The organism is Pseudomonas sp. C9 (genome assembly GCF_002000165.1).
In the GTDB taxonomy this organism is placed as follows: Bacteria; Pseudomonadota; Gammaproteobacteria; order Pseudomonadales; family Pseudomonadaceae; genus Aquipseudomonas.
In genome coordinates this window covers 1,278,415-1,299,833 of record NZ_MPAK01000001.1, presented here as the reverse complement: position 1 = coordinate 1,299,833, position 21,419 = coordinate 1,278,415, and the positions used below count along the sequence as shown (strand labels likewise).

19 protein-coding genes and 4 tRNA genes are annotated in these 21,419 nt (G+C 57.0%); 18 read left to right on the top strand and 5 right to left on the bottom strand.

What is annotated here, in order from left to right; all coding sequences use genetic code 11:
- Positions 1-28 precede the first annotated feature (28 nt).
- The gene (locus BMS17_RS06145) at positions 29-1,180 is read left to right on the top strand and encodes a TDT family transporter (RefSeq protein ID WP_077430627.1); all 1,152 of its coding nucleotides are present in this window, start codon (positions 29-31) and stop codon (positions 1,178-1,180) included.
- Positions 1,181-1,278: 98 nt separating this feature from the next.
- The gene (locus BMS17_RS06140) at positions 1,279-3,153 is read left to right on the top strand and encodes an MFS transporter (protein WP_077430626.1); all 1,875 of its coding nucleotides are present in this window, start codon (positions 1,279-1,281) and stop codon (positions 3,151-3,153) included.
- A gap of 124 nt (positions 3,154-3,277) precedes the next feature.
- On the opposite strand, the gene sugE is transcribed toward BMS17_RS06140, so the two are convergent.
- From sugE to rdgC, 3 genes are all read right to left on the bottom strand, one after another.
- A complete protein-coding gene (gene sugE, locus BMS17_RS06135) occupies positions 3,278-3,592 on the bottom strand; it encodes a quaternary ammonium compound efflux SMR transporter SugE (protein ID WP_027922462.1) in 315 nt (104 codons plus the stop codon).
- 118 nt (positions 3,593-3,710) lie between these two features.
- Positions 3,711-4,676 carry a bile acid:sodium symporter family protein gene (locus BMS17_RS06130; protein ID WP_046032933.1) on the bottom strand — a complete coding sequence of 322 codons (966 nt, stop codon included), beginning with the start codon at positions 4,674-4,676 and terminating at the stop codon, positions 3,711-3,713.
- A gap of 175 nt (positions 4,677-4,851) precedes the next feature.
- Entirely contained in the window at positions 4,852-5,772 is a 921-nt protein-coding gene (rdgC, locus tag BMS17_RS06125) for a recombination-associated protein RdgC (RefSeq protein ID WP_046032934.1), read from the bottom strand.
- Between the two features lie 161 nt (positions 5,773-5,933).
- On the opposite strand from rdgC, the gene BMS17_RS06120 reads away from it, so the two are divergent.
- The 4 genes from BMS17_RS06120 (at position 5,934) to BMS17_RS06105 (ending at position 6,475) form a co-directional block, all read left to right on the top strand.
- A tRNA-Val gene (locus tag BMS17_RS06120) sits at positions 5,934-6,009 on the top strand.
- Positions 6,010-6,028: 19 nt separating this feature from the next.
- A tRNA-Asp gene (locus BMS17_RS06115) sits at positions 6,029-6,105 on the top strand.
- Positions 6,106-6,304: 199 nt separating this feature from the next.
- Positions 6,305-6,380 (top strand) — tRNA-Val (locus BMS17_RS06110).
- An 18-nt stretch (positions 6,381-6,398) separates the two neighbouring features.
- Positions 6,399-6,475, top strand: a tRNA-Asp gene (locus tag BMS17_RS06105).
- 145 nt (positions 6,476-6,620) lie between these two features.
- Here BMS17_RS06105 and BMS17_RS06100 read toward each other — a convergent pair.
- Both BMS17_RS06100 and BMS17_RS06095 read right to left on the bottom strand, forming a co-directional pair.
- Positions 6,621-7,754 (bottom strand): catalase family protein, encoded by a 1,134-nt coding sequence (locus tag BMS17_RS06100; RefSeq protein ID WP_046032935.1) that lies wholly within the window; start codon positions 7,752-7,754, stop codon positions 6,621-6,623.
- Positions 7,751-9,559 (bottom strand): di-heme-cytochrome C peroxidase, encoded by a 1,809-nt coding sequence (locus tag BMS17_RS06095; RefSeq protein WP_077430625.1) that lies wholly within the window; start codon positions 9,557-9,559, stop codon positions 7,751-7,753. The genes BMS17_RS06100 and BMS17_RS06095 overlap by 4 nt, the downstream gene beginning before the upstream one ends.
- Positions 9,560-9,826: 267 nt before the next feature.
- Here BMS17_RS06095 and BMS17_RS06090 point away from each other — a divergent pair, with 267 nt between their 5' ends.
- The 12 genes from BMS17_RS06090 to BMS17_RS06035 all read left to right on the top strand — a co-directional run bounded on the left by BMS17_RS06090 (position 9,827) and on the right by BMS17_RS06035 (position 21,289).
- Entirely contained in the window at positions 9,827-10,540 is a 714-nt protein-coding gene (locus tag BMS17_RS06090) for an FKBP-type peptidyl-prolyl cis-trans isomerase (RefSeq protein ID WP_008060887.1), read from the top strand.
- 294 nt (positions 10,541-10,834) lie between these two features.
- A complete protein-coding gene (locus BMS17_RS06085; RefSeq protein WP_046032937.1) occupies positions 10,835-11,290 on the top strand; it encodes a YkvA family protein in 456 nt (151 codons plus the stop codon).
- 114 nt (positions 11,291-11,404) lie between these two features.
- Positions 11,405-11,746, top strand: coding sequence for a helix-turn-helix domain-containing protein (locus BMS17_RS06080; RefSeq protein ID WP_046032946.1), 342 nt, complete (start codon positions 11,405-11,407; stop codon positions 11,744-11,746).
- Entirely contained in the window at positions 11,743-12,114 is a 372-nt protein-coding gene (locus BMS17_RS06075) for a hypothetical protein (protein WP_007898892.1), read from the top strand. Before BMS17_RS06080 ends, BMS17_RS06075 begins: the two co-directional genes overlap by 4 nt.
- A complete protein-coding gene (locus tag BMS17_RS06070) occupies positions 12,115-12,522 on the top strand; it encodes a sel1 repeat family protein (protein WP_046032938.1) in 408 nt (135 codons plus the stop codon).
- A gap of 192 nt (positions 12,523-12,714) precedes the next feature.
- Entirely contained in the window at positions 12,715-17,382 is a 4,668-nt protein-coding gene (locus BMS17_RS06065; protein WP_077430624.1) for an RHS repeat-associated core domain-containing protein, read from the top strand.
- On the top strand, positions 17,379-17,798 hold the full coding sequence (locus BMS17_RS06060) for a hypothetical protein (RefSeq protein ID WP_077430623.1): 420 nt from the start codon (positions 17,379-17,381) through the stop codon (positions 17,796-17,798). The genes BMS17_RS06065 and BMS17_RS06060 overlap by 4 nt, the downstream gene beginning before the upstream one ends.
- Positions 17,799-17,841: 43 nt before the next feature.
- Positions 17,842-18,216, top strand: a complete 375-nt coding sequence (locus BMS17_RS06055) for a hypothetical protein (protein WP_077430622.1) — start codon at positions 17,842-17,844, stop codon at positions 18,214-18,216.
- Positions 18,217-18,503: 287 nt separating this feature from the next.
- Positions 18,504-18,929 carry a hypothetical protein gene (locus BMS17_RS06050; RefSeq protein ID WP_256577144.1) on the top strand — a complete coding sequence of 142 codons (426 nt, stop codon included), beginning with the start codon at positions 18,504-18,506 and terminating at the stop codon, positions 18,927-18,929.
- A gap of 576 nt (positions 18,930-19,505) precedes the next feature.
- Positions 19,506-19,823 (top strand): hypothetical protein, encoded by a 318-nt coding sequence (locus BMS17_RS06045; RefSeq protein ID WP_077430621.1) that lies wholly within the window; start codon positions 19,506-19,508, stop codon positions 19,821-19,823.
- A gap of 20 nt (positions 19,824-19,843) precedes the next feature.
- Positions 19,844-20,863 carry an RHS repeat-associated core domain-containing protein gene (locus BMS17_RS06040; RefSeq protein WP_077430620.1) on the top strand — a complete coding sequence of 340 codons (1,020 nt, stop codon included), beginning with the start codon at positions 19,844-19,846 and terminating at the stop codon, positions 20,861-20,863.
- A 9-nt stretch (positions 20,864-20,872) separates the two neighbouring features.
- Positions 20,873-21,289 (top strand): hypothetical protein, encoded by a 417-nt coding sequence (locus tag BMS17_RS06035; RefSeq protein ID WP_046033389.1) that lies wholly within the window; start codon positions 20,873-20,875, stop codon positions 21,287-21,289.
- Positions 21,290-21,419: the final 130 nt, after the last annotated feature.

Below are 21,419 nucleotides of genomic sequence, written 5' to 3'. Positions count from 1 at the left end.
CTACCTCATCAGAGGACAGGAGTTCGCCATGACATGCCCCAATAGCGTCAAAACCGGTTTCAAACCCTTAAGCCATTTGCAGCACCCGCGTGAAGTCATCCGTCAGTTCACACCCAACTGGTTTGCCGCGACCATGGGCACCGGCGTGCTCGCGTTGGCGCTGGCGCAATTGCCCGTCGCCATACCCGGCTTGCGCGCGCTCGCCGAAGGCCTGTGGCTGTTCAATATTTTGTTGTTCGTGTTGTTCAGCGTCATGTACGCGGCCCGCTGGGTGCTGTTCTTCGACGAAGCCCGGCGCATTTTCGGCCACTCCACCGTGTCGATGTTTTTCGGCACCATCCCGATGGGCCTCGCGACCATCATCAATGGCTTCCTGGTGTTTGGCCTGCCGCGCTGGGACGACGGTGTGATTCATGTCGCCGAAATGCTCTGGTGGCTGGATGTGGCGATGTCGCTCGCGTGCGGCGTACTGATTCCTTACATGATGTTCACTCGTCAGGAACACAGCATCGACCAGATGACCGCCGTTTGGCTGTTGCCGGTGGTGGCCGCAGAAGTCGCGGCGGCCAGCGGTGGTTTGCTGGCGCCGCACTTGGTGGACGCTCATTCGCAACTGGTGGTGCTGGTGACGAGCTACGTGCTGTGGGCCTTTTCCCTGCCGGTCGCGTTCAGCATTCTGACGATCCTGTTGTTGCGCATGGCGCTGCATAAACTGCCCCACGAAAACATGGCTGCTTCGAGCTGGCTGGCGCTGGGCCCGATTGGTACTGGGGCACTGGGCATGTTGCTGCTGGGGGCCGACGCACCGGCAATCTTCGCCGCCAACGGTCTGCCGGGCATAGGGGAAGTCGCCGCCGGCCTGGGGCTGGTGGCCGGGATCACGCTGTGGGGGCTTGGCTTGTGGTGGATGCTGATCGCGGTGCTGATCACCGTGCGCTACCTGCGCGACGGCATTCCGTTCAACCTCGGCTGGTGGGGGTTTACCTTCCCGTTGGGTGTTTACTCGCTGACGACGTTGAAACTGGCCAGCACCTTGAACCTGACGTTCTTCAGTGTCTTTGGCTGCGTGCTGGTGGCCCTGCTGGTGGTGATGTGGATGATCGTTGCCCAACGCACGCTGAAAGGCGCCTGGCGCGGTGAGCTGTTCGTCTCGCCATGCATTGCAGGATTAAAGAAATAACCTGCAAAGATTAGGTAATGTGTGGCCTGGATCGACGTTCGACATTCCAATAACCGTATCCACGCCACTCGCTACCTAACATCAGGGACACATGGAAGATGAGTCACCCCTCACAGTTCACCTTGCTCCGCACCCGGCGTTTCCTGCCGTTTTTCGTGACGCAGTCCCTCGGGGCGTTCAACGACAATATCTTCAAGCAGTCGTTGATCCTGGCCATTTTGTACAAGCTGACCATCGACGGTGACCGCTCGATCTACGTCAACCTCTGTGCGCTGTTGTTCATCCTTCCGTTTTTTCTGTTTTCGGCGCTGGCCGGGCAGTTCGGCGAGAAGTTCGCCAAGGACCGTTTGATCCGTCTGATCAAGCTCGGCGAAATCGTCATCATGGCGGTCGGCGCAGTCGGCTTTCTCTTCGATCATCTGTCATTGATGCTGGTCGCGCTGTTTGCCATGGGCACCCACTCGGCGCTGTTCGGACCGGTGAAATACTCGATCTTGCCCCAGGCCCTGCGCGAAGAAGAACTGGTCGGCGGTAACGGGCTGGTGGAAATGGGGACCTTCCTGGCCATTCTCGCCGGGACCATCGGCGCCGGCATCATGATGTCGTCCAGTCACTACGCGCCGATCGTCTCCAGCGCGATCATTGGCGTTGCGGTGCTCGGTTACCTGGCCAGTCGCAGCATTCCACGGGCGGCGGCGGCTTCACCGCAAATGCGCCTGAACTGGAACATCTTCAGTCAATCCTGGGCCACCTTGAAACTGGGCCTGGGGCAGACCCCGGCAGTGTCGCGTTCGATCGTCGGCAACTCGTGGTTCTGGTTTGTCGGGGCGATTTATCTGACGCAAATTCCGGCCTATGCCAAGGAATGGATGCACGGCGACGAAACCGTGGTGACCCTGATTCTGACGGTGTTTTCGGTCGGTATCGCGCTCGGCTCGATGCTGTGCGAAAAGCTCTCCGGGCGCAAAGTCGAGATAGGCCTGGTGCCGTTCGGCTCGTTTGGCCTGACCGTGTTTGGCCTGCTGCTGTGGTGGCATTCCGGTGGAATTGCGGACAGCGTGACGGGCCATGGCTGGGTCGAAATCCTCGGGTTTGGCCACACCTGGCTGGTGCTGATCGACATCCTGGGTCTGGGGATCTTTGGCGGTTTCTACATCGTGCCGCTGTATGCGCTGATCCAGTCGCGCACCGCCGAGAATGAGCGGGCACGAGTGATTGCCGCCAACAACATTCTCAACGCGCTGTTTATGGTGGTGTCGGCGATTGTCTCGATCGTGTTGTTGAGCATGGTCAAACTGTCGATTCCGCAGCTGTTCCTGGTGGTGTCGCTGCTGAACATCGGCGTCAACGCCTACATCTTCAAAATTGTCCCCGAATTCAGCATGCGTTTCATGATCTGGTTGCTCAGTCACTCCATGTACCGCGTGGAGCATCGCAATCTTGATCTGATTCCCGATGAGGGCGCGGCGTTGCTGGTGTGCAATCACGTGTCCTTTGTCGATGCACTTCTGATCGGCGGCGCAGTGCGTCGGCCGATTCGCTTTGTGATGTATTACAAAATCTACAACTTGCCGGTGCTGAACTTTATCTTCCGCACGGCCGGGACAATTCCCATAGCGGGTCGTCAGGAAGACATTCAAATCTACGAAAGAGCCTTCAAGCGGATAGCGCAGTATCTGAAGGATGGCGAGTTGGTGTGCATCTTCCCGGAAGGCAAATTGACTGCTGATGGGGAGATCAACGAATTCAAGGGCGGGTTGACGCGGATTCTCGAAGAGACACCGGTGCCGGTGATTCCGCTGGCGTTGCAGGGCTTGTGGGGGAGTTTCTTCAGCCGTGATCCGGGCAAGGGGTTGTTTCGCCGGTTGTGGTCGCGGGTGACGTTGGTGGCGGGGCCGGCGGTGGCCGTTGAGGCGGCGCAGCCGGCGGCGTTGCAGGCGATGGTCGGCGAGTTGCGCGGCACCGTTAGATAGTTGGAGTTTGTGTGGGCCTCATCGCGGGCAAGCCCGGCTCCCACAGGTTTTGTGTTGTGCCACAGATTTTAGGCGCTCCAAGGACCCTGTGGGAGCCGGGCTTGCCCGCGATGGCGTCAGTGGCCTAGGCGCTAACCTTGAGCCCAACCAACCCGGCAATGATCAACGCCACACTGGCCAGCCGAAACAACGCCATCGACTCACCAAACAGAATGATCCCTGCGATCACCGTGCCCACGGCACCCACGCCCGTCCAGATCGCATAGGCCGTACCCAGCGGCAATTCCTTCATGGCAAGGCCCAGCAAGCCAAGGCTGATGGCCATGGCTGCAACGGTCAAAGCGGTGGGCAGGGGGCGGCTGAAACCGTCGGTGTACTTCAGGCCGACGGCCCAGCCGACTTCGAACAGGCCGGCGAAAAACAGGATGATCCAGGACATGAAAGACCTCCATCGATTGACGGGGTCGTCCCCAGATTAATGACTCGATCGAGCCGCGAGGTCGTCCTCGCAATGCGCCATAGAGTGCCAATCATTAATCCGGGGATCAAGTTGTGGCTCAGTCGGCGACGGGCCGTGCCGCCAGTTTTCGATCTTCTTTCTCGCTCATGCGACGGAAATACGTTGAGAGCAACGCCCCGGAAATGTTGTGCCACACGCTGAACAAAGCGCTCGGCACCGCCGCCAGCGGGGAGAAGTGGGCACTGGCCAACGCAGCGCCCAAGCCGGAGTTTTGCATGCCGACTTCCAGCGCGAGGGATTTGCGTTGCGCCAATGGTAGCTTGAACAGGCGCCCGGTGAAGTAACCCAGCAGATACCCGAAGCTGTTGTGCAGCATCACCACCGCCATGATCAGCAGGCCGGACTCGGCGATCTTCGCCTGGCTGGCGGCCACCACGGCGGTGACGATGATCACGATGCTCACCACCGAAATCAGCGGCAAGACTTCCTCGGCATGACGCACCTTGGCGCCGAGCACGCGTTGAGCCACCACGCCAAGAATGATCGGCAACAGCACCACTTGCAGAATCGACCAGAACAGCTCCATGAAGGACACCGGCAACCAGGCCGACGCCAGCAGCCAGATCAGTGCCGGGGTCAGCAGTGGGGCGAGGAGGGTGGTGACGGCGGCGATGGCCACCGACAGCGCCAGATCGCCGCGCGCCAGCCAGGTCATCACGTTCGACGAGGTACCGCTTGGGCAGCAACCGACCAGGATAACGCCGACGGCGATTTCCGGTGGCAAGTGGAACGCCTGGCAGAGCAACCACGCCACGCCGGGCATGATCACGAAATGGGCAACCACGCCCAAGGCCACGCGCCACGGATGGCGGGCGACTTCGGCGAAGTCTTCAAGTTTGAGGGTCAGGCCCATGCCGAACATCACCAACCCCAGCAGCGGCACGATCGCGCCTTTGAGGCCGATGAACCAGGCCGGTTGCAGGAACGCCACGACTGCAAAAATCAATACCCAGTAAGCAAAAGTGTTGCCGACAAAACGACTCAATGCAGCCAGTGTGCGCATGGCTTGATCCTTATTATTCAGTAGCAATCCCAGGGTGGAATTCAATCATTGTGAGAGCCGGGCTTGCCCGCGATAGCGGTGTATCAGTCAGCCGATTGATAGCTGACTGATCGCCATCGCGGGCAAGCCCGGCTCCCACAATTAGTTCGGTTTCATTAGTAGAAACCGGTTGTTATCAGATCCCCTGCGGCGTCTCTTCGCCGCCCAGCGCTTCTACCAGTGCCGGCAGGAAGTCACCGAAAGTCAGCATCATCAACGTGAAGCTGGCGTCCAGTTGACCCAGGGCTTCTTCGCCGCCGTCCTGTTCGGCCTGGTCTTGCAGCAGGTCTTCGAACTTCAGGCGCTTGACCACCATCTTGTCGTCGAGCACGAAAGACAGTTTGTCCTGCCAGGCCAGCGACAACTGAGTGACCACTTTGCCGGTGCTCAGGTGCAGCTGGATTTCTTCGCTGGTCAGGTCTTGACGCTTGCAGCGCACGATGCCGCCGTCTTCGTGGGTATCACGCAGCTCGCATTCGTCCAGCACGAAGAAATCGTCCGCCGCTTTCTGCGTGGTGACCCATTCGGTCATGGTGGCGGTCGGCGACATTTTTACGGTCAGTGGACGTACTGGCAGGGTGCCGATCACTTCGCGCAGGGTGGACAGCAGGTCTTCGGCACGTTTCGGGCTGGCCGAGTTGACGAGGATCAGGCCCTGCTTCGGTGCAATGGCGGCGAACGTCGAGGAGCGGCGAATAAAGGCACGAGGCAGGAAAGCCTGGATGATTTCATCCTTGATCTGGTCGCGTTCCTTTTTGTAGACCTTGCGCATTTGCTCGGCTTCGATCTCGTCGACCTTTTCCTTCACAGCGTCGCGCACGACGCTGCCCGGCAAAATGCGTTCTTCTTTACGCGCCGAGACCAGCAGGAAGTCGCCGCTGACGTGAACCAGCGGCGCATCTTCGCCTTTACCGAATGGCGCGACGAAACCGTAGGTGGTCAACTCCTGGCTTGCACATGGACGCGCCAGTTTGGTGGCCAGTGCAGTTTCCAACGCCTCGGCATCAACAGGCAGATCTTGGGTCAGGCGATAGATAAGCAGGTTTTTGAACCACATGGGGTAAGTCTCTCCTTATATACAAAGGTGGGCATTATTCTCTTAGCGGCGCCATAGGCCAACCCTTCGCTAAGCCTTTGGAAGGCCTGAGAAAATTATTTAAAAAAGTGCTTGCCAGAGGTGAGGTCGCTCCGTAGAATGCGCGCCACACCGAACGTGAAGGGTGATTAGCTCAGCTGGGAGAGCGTCTGCCTTACAAGCAGAATGTCGGCGGTTCGATCCCGTCATCACCCACCATTCGCATTCAGTGTTACGCGCAGCGGTAGTTCAGTCGGTTAGAATACCGGCCTGTCACGCCGGGGGTCGCGGGTTCGAGTCCCGTCCGCTGCGCCATATTCGGTAACCTGGAACGCTGAACGCCAGGTCACCACGGAAAAGCCCGCTAACGCGGGTTTTTTTCTGTCTGAAGTTTGCATGTTGTTCCTGTGGGTTGCGTCGTTTCACTGGTTTTCAGATTTATTTGAAAAATTATTCAATTAAATCAACACTTTACGAAAACCTGTGGCATAATGTGCCCCGCAACGAAGGTAAAGGGTGATTAGCTCAGCTGGGAGAGCGTCTGCCTTACAAGCAGAATGTCGGCGGTTCGATCCCGTCATCACCCACCATTACTTTCAACGCTACGCGCAGCGGTAGTTCAGTCGGTTAGAATACCGGCCTGTCACGCCGGGGGTCGCGGGTTCGAGTCCCGTCCGCTGCGCCATATTCGGTAACCTGGAACACTGAACGCCAGGTCACCACACAGAAAGCCCGCTTAATGCGGGCTTTTTGCTGTCCGGGGTTTGGCAATTGCCGGGCCTCCACAAAAAAAGCGACCTGTACGGGTCGCTTTTTTCGTTTCTATCGGCTTATTGCTGAGCGTTGCGACTGTGCCGGTAGTCGCTCACGGCTTCATACACCGCCTTACGCAGACGGTTGATGCCGCCAATCGGCCGATGAGCCTCCAGGCCAAACCACGGATTGAACGACTGGTTGTCGCATTGCAGGTTCAGCGCTGGCGTGTCGAAGTCCTGCGCGGGGACTTTGATCCGCGCCACGGTCTGGAACGGCGCCTCGTTTTCACTCCATTCGATGCTGGTGTCTTCGATGGGCATGTAGTGGCTTGGGTCCTGGCGCTGAATCTGCAAGACGAAACAGGCCGGCACCCGATCCGTAGATAATTGCTGGTTCAGCGCGTTGCGCAGAAAGTTCGGCAATTTCTGGTTTTGCGCGGGCAGGGTGTAGGCCGGGCAGCTATCCGGGTCCGGTATCACCCGGAACTTGGCATTGGCTTCACCAAACTTGTAGGGCGACACCGAAAAGTAGGTGGTCCGGGTTGGACTTTCCGGAGCAGGCGACAAGGTCGCCAACGCGATAAACAGATGGCGAACTTGCCAACTGCGCGGGTCCCAACCCGGAAAAAACGCCATCAGCTTCTTGCCGTCAGCCTGAGCCGCCACATTCTGACGATACTCGGCGACATCGCTGACGAAAAAATTCGGGTGACTGAACATCACGAAGTCCTGTTCGGCGCGACGCTGTTGGTCGGCGAGCAGTTGTTTACCAGGCACATCAAGCAATTTGATCGCCATGCCCCGGGCATCGCGAATACTGTCGAACTGCGGATACGCATTGCCGTTGGACAGGCGCATCGTCGCTTGCCAGGTTTTGCCGGGCTCGCTGAACACACCTTGGCGCATCTCTCCAGCCAGGTCCGGCAACACCTGAACGTCGGCTTTCACGCAGCCATGCGCCTTGGCATGGGCGTCGCGCAGGTAGCGGGTGGGCTCGCGGTGTTGATCGACAATGCGCACGGCCGTCTGAATCACGTCCTGGGTCATTGCGGCTTCGCCTTCCGGAATCAATTCATCTGCCGAAACCGGGCCACTGTGCTGCCAGGCAAACCATGCCGTGGCCAGCGCCCAGGCGAGCACGCCAAGACCCAGCAGCCACAGAAGGGTTTTGCCGAGGAAAGCGCCCAAGCGCATCCAAAGTGTGCTCATGGCAATTGTGTCTCCAGCGGGCCGCCCAATACTTTCAGGTATTCCAGCAGCGCCCAGCGTTCCTCTGGCAGCAGCAGACGACCAATCACGCCATTGCCGCGCTGGCCGGCACGGAACTCGTGGCCGCTGTTGTGATTGCCGGTGATGCGTGTGTCGAACACAAAGCCATCGGTAAAGGCCTCGGTGCGATAACCAAGGTGTTGGGGGTCGTACTCGAACGTACCTTTATAGAAGGTGGTGGCGCGTTCATCCTGAGGCGAGAGCAATTGATAAATGCTCGGTACTGAGCCGTTGTGCAGAAAGGGCGCCGTCGCCCAGACACCCGCCAACGGTCGTGCCTTGTAGGCGCGCAATTCCCGCACACCAATCGGCAGGCCGAAACCATTCATGGCAGGTTGTTCCGCCGTGGGAATTTTCGCGTCGCGGTAGGCGCGGTTGCCGACGAAAGCGGTGATGTAGGCCAACCCTTTGGCCGACGACAGCTTGCTCAAGTCCAGCGGTTCAGTGGGTGTCGGCTGTAGGTGAACGTCCAGTTGTTTCAGCTCAGTCACATCCCATTGCAAGGCGCTCAAGTCAAAACGATGGTCGGCAATGTTGTTGGCGGCCCCCGGGTCTGTGCCAATGACATCCACCGGCAGCATTTTCAGATGCTGCACCCAGCGTCCGTCACTTTCGACCGAGCGCGGTATATGGCAACCGGCGCAATTTTCACTGAACAACTCGCGACCCTTGGCGGCCAGGGGCTTGTCGACTGCGCCGAGCAGTGCTTCAGGCCAGGCCGGTGGTTTGAGTCGTTGCAGGGTTTGTTCGATATGGTGCAGGTCGCGCAGTCGGACACTCGACGGGTAGCGCTCATCGCCTTTAAGCGGCTGGCCGCTGGCATCGAAGAAGCTCAGGGTGGCGCCCACGCCCAACGATTCGCCGATGTTGCGGGCCATGGGTTGTTGCGCCGAACCGTTCCATTGCACCCAATTGAACGTCCACATGTCCCACAGCTGCGGGTAGTCCACCGGGGCGTTAGCCACGCGGTAGTTGTCGGCGGAAATCGCATCGCCGAAGGCCGCATTGGCGATGCGCCCGAAGGCGTCGGTGCGGCCCGGTCCTTCCTCGGTGGGGTAGAGCCCACGGTGGGTGTCGTTCCAGGCAACTTTGACGAAGGTCAGGAGAGACGCCCTGAAGTCATTGCGCAGCTGTTGATGTCGGGCGTCGTAGTCCTCGCCCAGCACGTTGCGGGCGAAGCGCTCGAATTTCCAGGGGTTGAGGTAAGTCGAGGTCAGACTGGCGACCAGCGCTTGTCCGAAACTACCCCCTTTCAATGTAGGCACACTGGAAGGCAACACATGCTGTGCCGAGCCACCGTCAATGCGAATCGCCTGGCCTTTGAAGCGCAATTCGCCCGTGTGGCAGGCCGCGCACGTGATGTCGAGAAACTCGTCCTGACTGCCGGGGTTTTTGTGACGGGCAAACCCGACGGGCAGATTGCCGGGGTTGTCGGGTGTGGCTTTCAGGCCAGGGTCGATCAGGAAACCAAAGCGTGCGAGGTAGTCCGGCGAAGCGAATCGTTGCTGCGAGAAGGGCAGCTCGAGGGCGTTGAACCAGTCATAGTGCAAGCCTTTGACCTGAGTGCCTTGAGGGGTGAAATAGTAAGTCTGGCGGTCCTCTGCGCTCCATTGCTCCAGGTAATGCACCTGTTGAGCGGGCGACCAGCTCGGTAACTTGGGGTTGGCGACGTAGTACAACGCTACGGTCAGGCCAAGACCCAGCAATACAGCGACCAGCATTAAGAGGCGAGATAAGAGGCGCAAGATGAACTTCCTTGTCGAGTTGTAGCTCTCTTATGCCTCAGTGTCTGAGGTGCGGCAAGTGGCCATTACGCCATGTTATGGGATCCGGGATCAGTGTCTGTAGGAGTCAGATGACAGAAGCTTCATCATCCCATTGCTCAAATGGGTTAAAACACCTGAACTTATCAGAAGTTTCCCGCTCTCATGCCGGTAGCCATTGGTCGTGGCCGCCTGATAAGCTCGCGGCTTTACTCGATTGCCCTTTAGGCGCATGAACAAGGAAATAGCATGAAACAGCATCGGTTGGCGGCGGCGGTAGCCCTGGTTAGCCTGGTACTCGCGGGTTGTGATTCGCAGACCAGCGTAGAGCTGAAAACTCCGGCGCAAAAAGCTTCCTACGGCATTGGCCTGAACATGGGCAAAAGCCTGGCTCAAGAAGGCATGGATGACCTGGATTCCAAGGCCGTAGCCCAGGGCATCGAAGATGCCGTCGGCAAGAAAGAGCAGAAACTCAAAGACGAGGAGCTGGTCGAAGCCTTCGCCGCGCTGCAAAAGCGTGCTGAAGAGCGTATGGCCAAGATGAGCGAAGAGTCGGCCGCTGCCGGCAAGAAGTTCCTCGAAGAAAACGCCAAGAAGGCCGGCGTAGTGACCACCGCTTCGGGCTTGCAATACGAAGTGGAAAAGAAAGCCGATGGCGCACAGCCTAAGCCGACTGATGTAGTGACCGTTCACTACACCGGCAAGCTGACCAACGGCACCGTTTTCGACAGCTCCGTCGAGCGCGGTAGCCCGATCGATCTGCCGGTTAGCGGTGTGATCCCGGGTTGGGTCGAAGGCCTGCAACTGATGCACGTTGGCGAGAAGTACAAACTGTACATCCCTAGCGAACTGGCTTACGGCGCCCAAAGCCCAAGCCCGGCAATTCCAGCCAACTCGGTGCTGGTATTTGACCTGGAACTGCTGGCGATCAAAGATCCAGCCAAAGAAGACGCCGCCAAGTAATCTGCGTCTGCTTTGACAACAACGCCTCGCTTAATGCGGGGCGTTGTTGCATCTGGCGTTTAGCGAAGGTAAACAAAGCGAACGGTTGCTGTACGCTGGAGTCATAGCCATTGAAGAGGCCCGTGCTAGCGGCGCCGGCGCTCCAAGTCAATGAAATCTTGGGTTTTTTTATGTGAGTAAAAAACGCCCGATCTGAGCGAGACCCTTATGAAACGGGGGTTTCAGCCGTGAAATGCAGCTCTGTTCACAAGGTTATCCACAATTTGTGTGGATAACATTTCAGTGGGAGGAATGATGAAAGCACCCTGGAGTTTCGCTCGATTCTTGCCACTCGCCGGGCGCCTGCTCGCACGCGGGCGTTTGCCGACGCTGCTGTTCGCTGTTGCCAGCAAAGGTGCCAGCCAGGGTAATCGTCTGGGCAAGGTCAAAGACGATTTGCGCTTGTTGCAGGCACTGTGCCTGGCCTACTGGCGTGGGGAGTACCGTGCCATCAGCCCGAAGGCGCTGATCTCGGTGGTCGCAGGCCTGATGTATTTCCTCAGTCCGGTGGATGCCATTCCGGATTTCCTTCCCGTGTTCGGCATGCTCGATGACATCGCAGTGCTGGCCTGGCTGATGAAAGTGCTCGACGACGAACTCAACGCCTTCCGCCTCTGGCGCAAACGTCAGGTGCCGGAAAAGCTGGCGGTGGTCGAGCGTCTGCCTGACACCCCGGAAAAACTTCAGCTTCAGGGCCCGAGAAAACACTGAACTGATTGAGAATCCCCCTTTATTCATACCCCCGCGCGACCTTGGCCGCTGTTAGGATTACACTTCTAGGGAAAAGTGCCGACTCGCTAAGTGTCGTTGTCCTACGGGGAAGTCATGGATATTCAGATAATCACACGCGAAGGCGAGCCCGAGTATGCAGTTTTACCGTGGGCTCAATATCAGGCTCTACTGAAAGCAGCAGGCATCAACGAGCAACCGCCACGCGAAGCGCCAGTGCCTCACGTGGCAACACCAGACCCGTTTCTTCCCGGTCTGGATCAACTACGCAGTTTGCGCGAAGGGAAGGGCATCGCCATTGAAGCGTTGGCCCGCACGGTAGGCATCAGCCCGTCTTATCTGGCCTTGATCGAAAGTGGCGAGCGTCAACCCGACGCTGCGATTCGCCGCAGCCTGGCCTGGGAATTGACGGTGCCAGGGTGGAGGGATGAATCGTGAGCGTACGCATCAGTCGTCAACATTGGGACGGATTGCTTGGGGAGCTGGATCAGGCGCGACGTCAGCGCCATCTCTTGACGTATCGAGCGTTGCTGGAGCGCTTGCAATTGCCCACGCCGGCCATGCAAACCCTGACGGCAGCCCTTGAACATCTGGCCGCACTGGATGCGAGGGCCGAACAGCCGTTGCGTAGTTCGCTGGTGATCAGCCAGGGTGCCAGCCGTCTTCCGCGCACCGGCTTCTTCGAATGTGTCGAGCGTCTGGGGCGTTTTTCCGGGCCGTCTGACGGTGTCGCCGCCGCGTCCTGGCATGCATCGGAAGTGGTGCGAGTGTTCGAATACGAATACCCCGAATCGGCAGAGGCCTGAGTGTTTTTAAAGCTCAAGGCGCGGGCTGGTTACTGGCTGGCTCGCCGTTTGTTTCATTGGTCATGGTTTGTGCGCCAGCCGCGGGGCTGGCACTGGCTCGAAGGCCAGTTCGCACGCATGGCGAACCTGGGTGACGTTGGCGCTCAGAGCTTCTATGGCCACATTTTGACCTTTCGCGGTGTCGGGCTGGGTGCTCGTGAAGAGGGCGTTCGACTGCTGCGCCTGGCGGCGTTGGCGGGTGACGGCAAGGCCGCCTACCAGGTCGGTGTGATCAGCCTGGCCGGCACGCCGAGCAAGGCGCCGGACCCACTCGAAGCCGCGCGCTGGTGGGGCATGGCCGCCAAGGCCGGGCATCCATTGGCCGAGCTCAAATTGAAAGAGTTGGCGGCTCGCGGCCCTACGCAGTAACCCCAAAAACTGTCTGATAAATGAACGTGGCGTGAGGGAAACCTCACGCCACGTTTTTGTTTGTGCCTGTCTGACGTTTTGTGAGGGCGAATTAGAGATTTTCCCTACGGCCATCGCCTACTTCCCTGACTTCTTTCCGGTTTGATCCCCGGCACAGTCTCGCGCGCCCATTTTCTGCGCGAGGGACTGCCCATGATTGACCCGATTGTTCACCCGCACATCGCCCGCATCGAGCAGGAACTCGACAGTTTTCCAGACACGCTTTCGCTATACCGCGAACAGCTCAAGCGCTGGTTTAACCGAACGGCGGACACGGCCAGTCACGCCGTGGATATGCCTGCGCTGATGGGTATGGAACGGCTGATCAAACTGGGCAGTACCACGACGGCGGTGAGCAGTGGCGATGCGGATTTTCTGTCCAATGTGGCGCAGTGTCCGGCAGGCGGCATTCTGCAGATCGAGAGCAAGTTCGAGTCGGTTTATGACATTCCGTTGGGGAATATTCAGGTAGATGTCATTGCCGTGGAGGGCGGCAAGATCACGCCGGTCAGGCTCGATGAAAACGGCAAAGGGCAGTTCGAAGGTACACCCGGCAAGTTCTACCGCGTTCAAGTTCAAAGCGAAGTGGCGCCTGAGCAAATTGATGAGCTTTTTTCCGCCTACGACGGCCTGAGCAAAGAGCTGGACGGGTGGCTGCGCAAGGAGTGGGAGGGGTTCAAGCCGCAGTGGTCGCAATCGACTTTTGCCGCGGCGGGGAACGGCATGCTCGCCGGGAGTTGGGCGGCGGTGGTCGGCGTGTGGGACAGCATCAGCTTGCTGTCGGACATCCTTCAAGATCCCGGTAAGTTCGTTAAGCGATTGGGCAGTGGTGCTGCCGAGCTGGTCAAACTCGCGAAGACCGCGCCGGAGGTGATGGCAACGGTCCAACTGCTGGCCAGTGACGAAGCGGCGCTGTGTTTGCTGCTGCGCACGGCCAGCCTGTGGTTGGAGATGCTGCCGCCGAGCGAGATCGTCGGTAAAACCGCCGAAGTTGTTTCGGCAGCCGTGGTGCAATTGCTCATCGACCTGCTGATCGGGATCGTCTTGACCTTCGCCGGTGCGGGCGCTGGCATTGCCTATCTGGGCCTGCGCCTGGCCCACCATGGTGCGCGGTTCGTCAGCGCAGTAACGGGCTTCGTCAAAGCGATCTTCACGATCATCAACCGCTTCACGACCTACGTCGACCGCTACAAAACCGTCGCCGCACGTGGTGTGGCGGCGGGTCTTAAAAAGGGCCGCATGCAGTTGCGCTGGAATGCCAAACGCAACACCGCCCTCAAGCAAAACGAACACCACGACAACGTCCCGGATCAGGCGAAAAACCCCAACGGCGACAGTGCCGATTCCGCCGCTAACACCGCCACCAACAAGTGTCCGGTGTCGATGGTCACCGGCGAAGAACTGCTGACCCTCACTGACGGTACGCTGGATGGCCTCCTGCCGTTCGACTTCACCCGGCTCTATCGCACCAGCGCTGCCGAGCTCGATAGCGGCCTCGGTTTCGGCTGGAGTCATTCCTTATCCCATCGACTGGAAATCGACGCCGACACTGTCACCTGGATCGACCACGAAAACCGTAGCACTCCGTTCCCGCTGCCGAGCACCGAGCGCCCGGCAATCCACAACAGCCTGTCGCGCGCCGCGATTTACCTCGGGGCCGAACCGGAAGAACTGATCCTCGCCCAGGCCGGTGACGACACGCGCTTTTACCACTTTCACCACGGCCGACTCACGGCGATCAGCGATGCGTACGACAACCGCTTGCGCATCACCCGCGACCGCCAGGAACGCATTCAGCGCCTCGACAACGGTGCCGGCCGCGCCTTGCGCTTGCGCTATGAACGCAGCCATCTGGTTGCCGTCGACTACCAGGTGTTTACCCCGGCGCAGACCCACGACGAGTCCTGGCAGACCGAGCAAACCCTGGTCAGTTACGCCTACGACGAACGCGCGCAACTCATCGAAGCGACCAACGCCGCCGACGAAAGCGAGCGCTACGACTACGACGACCAACACGTCATCCTCCAGCGGCAACTGGCTGGGGGGGCGAGTTTTTTCTGGGAGTGGGAGCGCTCCGGCAAGGCCGCGCGCTGCATCCGTCACTGGGCGTCGTTTGCGCAGATGGACGCGCGCTATGTCTGGGATGACGCTGGCAGCGTCACCGTCCACAACAGCGATGGCAGCGAAGAAGTTTACGTCCACGACGAGCGTGCGCGGCTGGTGCGCAAGGTCGACCTGGACGGTGGCGAACAGCTCAAGGCCTACGACGAGCAAGGGCGGCTGATCGCCGAACAGGACCCGCTCGGCGCCGTCACCGAATACCGCTATGACGAAGTCGGACGCCTGGTGGCGCTGATTCCGCCAGAAGACGAGCCAACGGCCTACGAGTACCGCAACGGTTTCCTGCATGCGCGCTATCGCGGCCAAGCCATTTGGAAGTACCACCGTAACGCTCAGGGCGACGTCACCGAAGCGACTGACCCCGATGGCCAAACCACCCATTACCACTACGATGCCCAAGGACGTTTGCTGTCGACCCGCTACCCGGACACCAGCCGCCATGTATTCGTCTGGAATGCCTTGGGGCAATTGCTCGAAGAGACCTTGCCGGACGGTGGTCAACTGCGCTTTTCCTACGATGCCTTGGGGCGGCAGCTTACCCGTCAGGACGAACATGGCGCGGTCACGAAGTACCAATGGGACGCCGTCGGTCGACTGATCCAGACGACCCTGCCGACAGGCGCCAGTCGCGCCTATAGCTACAACGCCTACGGAAAAATCACCGCCGAACGCGACGAACTGGGGCGCGTCACGCGTTACGAGTACGTCGACGATCTGCACCTGGTCAGCCGCCGCCTCAACGCCGATGGCACTCAGCTGAAATATCGCTACGACAACGCGCAGCTGTTACTCACGGAAATCGAGAACGAATCCGGTGAAAAATATCAGCTGGACTACACGCCCAGTGGCCTGATCCGACAGGAAACCGGCTTCGACGGCCAACGCACCGCGTACGCCTACGACCTCAACGGGCACCTGCTGGAGAAAACCGAGTTCGGTGCTGATGGTTCGCAGCTCGTTACCGCGTATGAACGGGATGCGGCCGGGCGCTTGCTGGTCAAAACGCCGCCCGACGGCATTCAGGTCGCCTACCGCTACGACCGCCTCGGTCGGCTGATTAGCGTCGACGACGGCCACGACCACCCGCTGGAATTCGAGTACGACCGACAGGACCGGCTGATCACCGAACATCAGGGCTGGGGCACGCTGCGTTATGCCTACGACGCCTGCGGCCAGCTCAATCGCCTGCGCCTGCCCGACGGCAGCAAACTCGATTACCACCACGCCAAGGGCGGCGCACTCACCGCCATAGACCTCAACGGCGCGCGGCTCACCAGCCATCAGTTTGCCTTCGGTCGCGAGCAGCGTCGCCAGCAAGGCCAGTTGCTCAGCGAATATGCCTACGACGATCAGGGTCGTTTGCAGGCTCACGCTGTCAGCCAACGGCAGAAATCGCTGTATCGACGCGATTATGCCTACAGCGCCAACGGCAATCTCGACAGCATTGCCGACACCCGCCACGGCCAGCGCAATTACCAATACGACCCGCTCAACCGCCTGACGGGCGTGCGCCACACTCGCGACGACCCACCGGAAAGCTTCGCCCACGACCCGGCCGGCAACCTGCTGATGCAGGACCGACCCGGCGCCGCCAACGTGCGGGGCAATCGCCTGCTCCTGCAAGGCGACCGCCACTACGATTACGACGCCTTCGGCAACCTGATCCGCGAACGTCGCGGCACCGCACAGAAACTCGTCACCGACTACCGCTACGACTGCCAGCACCGGCTCATCGGCGTCACCACCCCGGACGGTCGCAACTCAAGTTATCGCTACGACGCCTTCGGCCGCCGCATCGCCAAAACCGTCGACGGCCACACCACCGAATTCTTCTGGCAAGGCGATAACCTCATCGCGGAAAGCAGCCGCGAACACTACCGCAGCTACATCTACGAACCCGGCAGCTTCCGACCGCTGGCGATGCTCGACGGCAAAGGCCCACACAAGGCCTGCCCGTTCTACTACCAACTCGACCACCTCGGCACGCCGCAGGAACTGACCGATTTTGGCGGCGAAATCGTCTGGTCGGCGAAGTACAACGCCTACGGCAAAGTCACGCGCCTGGCGTTCGGCGGAGGCGAGCAGCTTGAGCAGCCGCTACGCTTTCAAGGGCAGTACTTCGACGCCGAGAGCGGCCTGCACTACAACCGGCATCGGTACTATGATCCGGATGTTGGACGGTACCTGACGCCGGACCCGATCAAGTTGGCGGGTGGGCTGAACCAGTACCAGTACACGCCGAACCCGACGGGGTGGGTTGATCCGTTGGGGTTGAGCGGGAACTGCCCGCCGCCGAATAAGCCTGGGTGTTCGGCGCCGGATGATACGACTGGCGCTAGGGTTGATGAGGGTGAACCGGCGCTTCCTACAATAATCAGCGGAGTAGATCCAGGCAGTTTAAAAAGAACTCATTCAATAGAGGGTAAAACTTCCACCAAGCAAGTAGAAGCTATAGCTGGAAAAATGCAAAAAAAAGGATATGACGACGATTGGCCAATTGATGTTGTGGAACATAATGGCAACCGCTATATAGTCGATGGGCACCATAGGGCTTCTGCGGCCAGACAAACCCACACTAAAGTCAGTATCGTATTGATTAAAGATATTGTAAGCCATCACAGTATTTTCAATAGTATCGATGAAGTTAAAGAGTCTGCCGATAATGTAGGGCATGATAGATTGGTGAGGGCAAGAAGATGAAAAACGAAGATTTAGAATGTTTGATTGATGACTTTCTGGCTCAGGTAGAAAAAGCTACAGACTTGCTTGAGGAACGATTTGGTAAAAAATCTATTCTGCGGCTGTGGCGAGCAAAGGAAATTCCGCAGCGAGGTGAAATTTTAGATGGCATAAATTACGAATTGCATGGTGTTGGTTGTAGGGTGTATTTTCCGGAGATATGCGTTGATTTCGATTACGGGCCAGGCGAGCGAGTCGATGGATTTGATGTGTGGAGACTATACATTTACGCATGTGAAGTTCCTCTGTTACACCCTAAATACATAGATCAGGGTGCGCTAAAGCGAGACTTCAATGAATATATTAGTCTCGGAAAGGTAGAGGGTGTTTCTGGCTCTATGTCGAAGCTCTACTTTAAGAGCGCAGTTAAATGGTGAGGATGTGTTGTTTATCTAAAGTATCGATTTTGATGGCCGGTAAATGACTAAAAAGTATAGTGCGCTTGTCATGGAGATTGACGAGGTCGTCGAAGAGGCGGTTGTTTTGCTTGTCAATGGCGTCATAGTCCAATGCTTTATTAACTTCTGCCCATTTAAAATTGGAATCGGTAAAACTTACGAGGTTGATTTTGAATTGGTTTTGCCTGATAACATCAGCATGGAAGTAAGCCAGGATGAATATGTCGGAGTTGAAATGGGGGATGACAGTTTTTCATGTGTGTTAGCGGGCTATTTAGATGGTGTCGTATTAAGATCTTTTATTGGTTTCGATGCTCAAGATATTCATTATGGCTACCCGTTTTTTAACCAAAAATTTATTAAACTAAATGTAGTTCGTATTGATGTGGCTTTTTGATTTTGGTCCCGGATTTTTGAGCAGCGAGGGACGGATATATTCTCAATTGGCTGGCAGGCGAACAAAGAGGACGGGTTTATTTTTGCTGCAAGCTTCGAAGGTGTTGCTACGGAGTAACAAATAAATCCGTCAAATTTCTGACCATTTTTGAGGCAGAAGTTACAAAATTTACGGGCGTAGAGTAAATAGATCTGTCCTCTTTTACTTGTTCTCCTTTTTGTGAGTTTTGTTTGCGAGTGTTGACAGCGAAGAAGAATTTATTTTGTTTCGGGTAAGGTGTATTTTTAGTGTTGAAAGTAATTGACGTAGAAAAAAGTAAATCGCTTCTTCATCGGATGGATGACGCTGGCTGCGTTTTCAATTTTGTCGTGCTCCGCCCTGAGATAAATGTGACAGTCGACGAATCAATTCATCGGCAAGCTTTGACGGGGCTTCACGAAAAGCTCATGAAAGATTCGTGGGATTGGCATAACGATTTGATAAAAAATCCCGAATATATAAACCCCGGAGATCCAGCTATCAGTTGGGAGCTAGATAAGGCTGTGGCTAATGTTTTGAGTCGGGAAGAAATACATAATCTCATTTTGGTCGAAGATTATGAGCGAGGACCGCTGGCATTTACGGTTCTTTCCGTGAGCCACCTTATCGAACTGAATTCAAACGAGGAGAGCTTGAAGCTCAGGCACTATTCCATGAGTGGTGTCAGGCTCTAGGCCTCGAAGAACAGGATGATGTTGTAGTAATAAATTGGGTTAAGGGATTTAAGCGAGAATGGGTCAATAACTCTGATGCAATTCCAGGGCGCGAATCGTGGAGTGATTACTTCAACGAAGGTTTGGAGTGGTGGGGGGTGTGGTGTTTGACTATCTGGAATCCTAAACGTCGCATCCTCAGCGCGTTGATTGCCAGTACATCGGACTGAGTAGTGGTGTTTAAGGTGCTCTTGATAACTGAGAATTTTCCGGGCAAGCCCATCGGAAGTTTCCTTCAACTTGTATCGGTTTCCATGAACTGGTGTGAAATGTTTTCCATCGATAGTCTCTGGTGGTCACTGAACATTCAGTGGCGGGGTGTAGGAACCCTTCAAGACTAGAGAGGACGCTCCGGCGTCGACACCTGAATTGCGGCCGTCAACATGCGTCCGTAAGATCAGTTGCGGCGGCTGTGCGCGGGCACGCTTCGGTGTGGTCGAGTTCTCTGGTCTCGATATTCCTACCCCGTGCATAGCTGCCACCCAAGCCTGTAGGAAGGCCGATGGTAGCGACCGTTCACTACCAGAGGCTTCAATAATGAAAAATCTTCACCCCGATCCACCCTACGAAAAACCAATCCCCCACCCCAAAAACCGCTTCATGGCCCTCACCAGCAACTGCACCGACATGCCCACTCTGTTCGTCGATACCCACGCGCCGCTCAATGTTTTATACGACGCCGCCAACTATCGAATTCGCGCTGTCACGCAGGTGCTGGAGAACATGTCGATGCGCGGTTCGGTCGAGTGCGAATCCTTCATCCTCCGCGATTTTGCCTTGCTGTGCGCCATCCCGTTGCGCGATGGCTGTGATGTGCTGGATGTGATCGGGCGGCGGTTGCGGGCAACGCCTTAGGCGTCTCGACTCACTGCTTTTTGAATGATCGTTCCCGCGCTCTGCGTGGGAATGCAGCCCATGACGCTCTGCGTCAAACGGGTGCCCGGCTCGACACCGGTGGCGTGACTGGAACGCGGAGCGTCCCTGGAGGCATTCCCACGCGGGAGCGTGGGAATGATCGGGTTAGCGGTGTCCGGCCATTAGCGTTTCTTCGGCTGCTGGCACCGCCAAACTATCAAATCGTCTGGTCGGCGAAGTACAACGCCTACGGCAAAGTCACGCGCCTGGCGTTCGGCGGAGGCGAGCAGCTTGAGCAACCGCTACGCTTTCAGGGGCAGTATTTTGATGCCGAGAGTGGTCTGCACTACAACCGGCATCGGTACTATGATCCGGATGTTGGGCGGTATCTGACGCCGGACCCGATCAAGTTGGCGGGTGGGCTGAATCAGTACCAGTACACGCCGAACCCGACGGGATGGGTTGATCCGTTGGGGTTGAGCGGGAACTGCCCGCCGCCGAATAAGCCTGGGTGTTCGGCGCCGGATGATACGACTGGCGCTAGGGTTGATGAAGGTGAGCCGCCGCTGCCAAAGCTGAGGGGAAATCAGCGGAGGGTGCGGATTGATGAGTTGGCAGAGGCAAATGCGAAGCGGCGAGTTTTGGAATGGGAGGAAGATTACGACATGCATACTGTCGCGAAGCATAATCCCGAAATTCCAGACGCGGCGCTAAAGCAGAGATCGATTGATGGGAGTCATCCAACAAAAAAAGGAAAAAAGGAGAGAATTAATCCAAGTTCCCAGTTCAGAAGCTGGTTACTCCAGATGAATGCGATAAATGATGCGGTTTCTAGGATGAGTCGAAATCCACCTGCTCCCACGGGTTTTACCCAAACAGGGGATCCCGTTGTAAGGAAGGAAATGCCGGCAGGTGGTAGAGGCTATAAACCAAATAAAAAAGATCTAGATAATCCGCAGTATGTAGATGAGTTGAATTACTCAGAGGTCAGGTTTCGTCAGGGTGGTCTTGTCAAACCCTATACTGCGTTCCCGGATTAGGATAATGAAATGTTGAAGTGGCCTTTGTATGACCTTCCTTTTGAGCCAACGCTTTTGTACTGGTTGGGAGGTATCTCTATTTTTGATCGTGAGGAAACACTTGGTGAGGCATTGTGGGTATATAACCCGAATGATAGTGCTGATAGAGAAAAAATTATTAGGGTGTTTCTGTTAGGTAAGCTTGAGTATTTGCCATATAGGCATCGATTTTTGATGTTTAAGATTCTTGAGGATGCTCTAGCACAGTCGAATTTTGATTTTTCTACACAGTTTGAAAGTGATTATGAGGCAAATACGTCTATGGCTTGGGATGAGACGGAGATAGTCGATCCTCGAGGCTTCTTTGAAGATGTATATAAATACGCAAGAGAAGAGTGGAAAGAAGACCTTAAAAAAGCCAGTCTTGAAGACCAATCCACTTGGTAGTCGGCGTTTTTGAGACGGACGCGAAATTTCTGGGCAAGACCGTCGGAAGTTTCCTTCAAGTCGCGGCGGTTTCCATGAACTGGTGTGAAATGTTTTCCATCGATAGTCTCTGGTGGTCACTGAACATTCA

Excerpts from the sequence above, each read along its gene's own strand:
- BMS17_RS06140 (WP_077430626.1), top strand. The coding sequence starts at position 1,279 with ATGAGTCACCCCTCACAGTTCACCTTGCTCCGCACCCGGCGTTTCCTG.
- BMS17_RS06085 (WP_046032937.1), top strand. The coding sequence starts at position 10,835 with ATGAAAGCACCCTGGAGTTTCGCTCGATTCTTGCCACTCGCCGGGCGC.
- BMS17_RS06100 (WP_046032935.1), bottom strand. The coding sequence starts at position 7,754 with ATGAGCACACTTTGGATGCGCTTGGGCGCTTTCCTCGGCAAAACCCTT.
- BMS17_RS06035 (WP_046033389.1), top strand. The coding sequence starts at position 20,873 with ATGTTGAAGTGGCCTTTGTATGACCTTCCTTTTGAGCCAACGCTTTTG.
- BMS17_RS06045 (WP_077430621.1), top strand. The coding sequence starts at position 19,506 with ATGAAAAATCTTCACCCCGATCCACCCTACGAAAAACCAATCCCCCAC.
- BMS17_RS06130 (WP_046032933.1), bottom strand. The coding sequence starts at position 4,676 with ATGCGCACACTGGCTGCATTGAGTCGTTTTGTCGGCAACACTTTTGCT.
- BMS17_RS06055 (WP_077430622.1), top strand. The coding sequence starts at position 17,842 with ATGACTAAAAAGTATAGTGCGCTTGTCATGGAGATTGACGAGGTCGTC.
- BMS17_RS06060 (WP_077430623.1), top strand. The coding sequence starts at position 17,379 with ATGAAAAACGAAGATTTAGAATGTTTGATTGATGACTTTCTGGCTCAG.
- BMS17_RS06090 (WP_008060887.1), top strand. The coding sequence starts at position 9,827 with ATGAAACAGCATCGGTTGGCGGCGGCGGTAGCCCTGGTTAGCCTGGTA.
- BMS17_RS06065 (WP_077430624.1), top strand. The coding sequence starts at position 12,715 with ATGATTGACCCGATTGTTCACCCGCACATCGCCCGCATCGAGCAGGAA.
- BMS17_RS06080 (WP_046032946.1), top strand. The coding sequence starts at position 11,405 with ATGGATATTCAGATAATCACACGCGAAGGCGAGCCCGAGTATGCAGTT.
- rdgC (WP_046032934.1), bottom strand. The coding sequence starts at position 5,772 with ATGTGGTTCAAAAACCTGCTTATCTATCGCCTGACCCAAGATCTGCCT.
- sugE (WP_027922462.1), bottom strand. The coding sequence starts at position 3,592 with ATGTCCTGGATCATCCTGTTTTTCGCCGGCCTGTTCGAAGTCGGCTGG.
- BMS17_RS06145 (WP_077430627.1), top strand. The coding sequence starts at position 29 with ATGACATGCCCCAATAGCGTCAAAACCGGTTTCAAACCCTTAAGCCAT.